This is a genomic window from Streptomyces kebangsaanensis, from assembly GCF_001906585.1.
In the GTDB taxonomy this organism is placed as follows: domain Bacteria; phylum Actinomycetota; class Actinomycetes; order Streptomycetales; family Streptomycetaceae; genus Streptomyces; species Streptomyces kebangsaanensis.
The window spans coordinates 1-2426 of record NZ_JUJA01000053.1 but is presented as its reverse complement, the minus strand read 5'-3'; the positions used below and the strand labels follow the sequence as shown (position 1 = coordinate 2426).

Here is a 2426-nt window from a genome sequence, read left to right as displayed (position 1 = left end):
CCAGCCGGTCCAGCGCGGCGTCCGCACCGTCGGCGTCGGAGGTCAGGACGACCTCCTCGCCACCCTCGGCACCGAGGCTGAGCACGGCCAGCATGGAGGCCGCGTTGACGGGGGTGCCCTCGGCCTTGGCGATCGTCACGGGGATGCCTGCGGCCGTGGCGGCCCGGACGAAGATGGAGGCGGGACGGGCGTGAAGGCCCTCGGCCCAGCCGACGTTGACGCGGCGCTCAGCCATGTGATGCTGCCCTTCAGGTGTTCAGGGTTGTCTAGACCAGTTTCCCACACGTGAGGCGTCCCGGGGCGGTTCGCTGCTCCGCTCCGGGCGGCGTCGGACCGCGGCCTCGGTCCGACGACCCGATGTGTGTCCCCCACAGACTGCCTCGCGCCGTTGCCGGACGCCAGCCGTACCCTGGGGCCCATGCAGACCTCGCCGGACCGGCACGAGTACCCCGCCCACTGGGAGGCCGACGTAGTGCTGCGCGACGGCGGCACCGCGCGGATCCGCCCCATCACCGCCGATGACGCCGACCGCCTGGTCAGCTTCTACGAGAAGGTGTCGGACGAGTCCAAGTACTACCGTTTCTTCGCGCCCTACCCGCGCCTGTCCGCGAAGGACGTCCACCGCTTCACGCACCACGACTTTGTGGACCGGGTGGGACTCGCGGCCACGATCGGCGGCGAGTTCATCGCCACCGTACGCTATGACCGCATCGACGCCGACGGCATGCCCGCCCAGGCGCCCTCCGACGAGGCCGAGGTCGCCTTCCTGGTGCAGGACGCCCACCAGGGGCGCGGGGTCGCCTCCGCGCTCCTGGAGCACATCGCGGCCGTCGCCCTCGAGCGCGGCATCCGCCGCTTCACCGCCGATGTGCTGCCCGCCAACACCAAGATGATCAAGGTGTTCATGGACGCCGGGTACACCCAGAAGCGCAGCTTCGAGGACGGCGTCGTACGCCTGGAGTTCGACATCGAGCCGACCGACCGCTCGCTGGCCGTGCAGCGCGCACGGGAGCAGCGCGCCGAGGCGCGGTCGGTGCGGCGGCTGCTGGCGCCCGGCTCCGTCGCCGTCATCGGCGTGGGCCGCACGCGCGGGGGCGTGGGCCGCAGCGTCCTCGACAACATCCGCGACGGCGGGTTCACCGGCCGGCTCCACGCCGTGAACCGGGCCTTCGGCGAGGACTGCAAGGAGATCGACGGCGTACCCGCCCACCGCTCCGTGCGGGACGTCGACGGGCCCGTCGACGTCGCCGTCGTCGTCGTGCCGGCCGACCACGTCCCCGAGGTCGTCACCGAGTGCGGCGAGCACGGCGTGCAGGGACTCGTCGTGATCTCCGCCGGGTACGCGGAGAGCGGCCCCGAGGGACGCGAGCGCCAGCGCGCCCTGGTGCGGCACGCGCGCACGTACGGCATGCGCATCATCGGGCCGAACACCTTCGGGATCATCAACACCTCGCCGGACGTGCGGCTGAACGCCTCCCTCGCCCCCGAGATGCCGAGGCCCGGCCGGATCGGGCTGTTCGCGCAGTCCGGGGCGATCGGCATCGCGCTGCTGTCCCGGCTGCACCGGCGCGGCGGCGGGGTCACCGGGGTCACGGGCGTGTCGACCTTCGTGTCGGCGGGCAACCGGGCGGACGTCTCCGGCAACGACGTCATGCAGTTCTGGTACGACGACCCCGACACCGACGTCGCCCTGATGTACCTGGAGTCCGTCGGCAACCCGCGCAAGTTCACCCGCCTCGCCCGGCGTACGGCGGCGGTGAAGCCGCTGGTCGTGGTGCAGAGCTCGGGGTCCGTCCCGCAGGGGCACGCGGTAAGGGCGACGCGGCTGCCGCACGCGACGGTGTCCGCGCTGATGCGGCAGGTCGGCGTGATCCGCGTGGACACCATCACCGAACTGGTCGACACCGGCCTGCTGCTCGCCCGGCAGCCGCTGCCGCCCGGCCCGCGGGTGGCGATCCTCGGCAACTCCGAGTCGCTGGGCGTGCTCACCTACGACCGCTGCCTCGCCGAGGGGCTGCGCCCGCAGCCGCCGCGGGACCTGACGACGGCGGCGTCGGCGGAGGACTTCCGGCTGGCACTGTCCCGAGCGCTCGCCGACGAGACCACCGACGCCGTCGTCGTCACGGCGATACCGGCCGTGGGCGAGGGCGCCGCCGAGGACGCGGCCCTGGCCGCGGCCCTGCGCTCGGCCGCGGACGCGGTACCCGGCAAGCCGGTCCTCGTCGTCCACGTCGAACTCGGCGGCCTGGCGGAGGCCCTGTCGGCCGCGGCCAGCACGGCACCGCAGCCCGGCCCGGGCCCGCAGACGGGCGCGACGCCGCTGCTGCCCTCCGCGGCGCCCGGGACCCCCGCGGCGCCCGGGCCCGTCACGGGACCCCCGGCCGACCGGAACCCCGAGCCCGGCCCGGCACCGGAGGCGGGCGCGG

The 2426-nt window shown here is 74.2% G+C and carries 2 protein-coding genes; one reads left to right on the top strand and one right to left on the bottom strand.

The features are described from left to right. Positions 1–235, bottom strand: a 235-nt coding sequence (locus RH94_RS07500; protein ID WP_073946848.1) for an HPr family phosphocarrier protein, incomplete at its 3' end; no start/stop codon positions are given. A gap of 183 nt (positions 236–418) precedes the next feature. Between RH94_RS07500 and RH94_RS07490 the strand changes: the two genes are divergently transcribed. Continuing rightward, on the top strand, positions 419–2426 hold a 2008-nt coding region (locus tag RH94_RS07490; protein ID WP_234425600.1), incomplete at its 3' end, for a GNAT family N-acetyltransferase.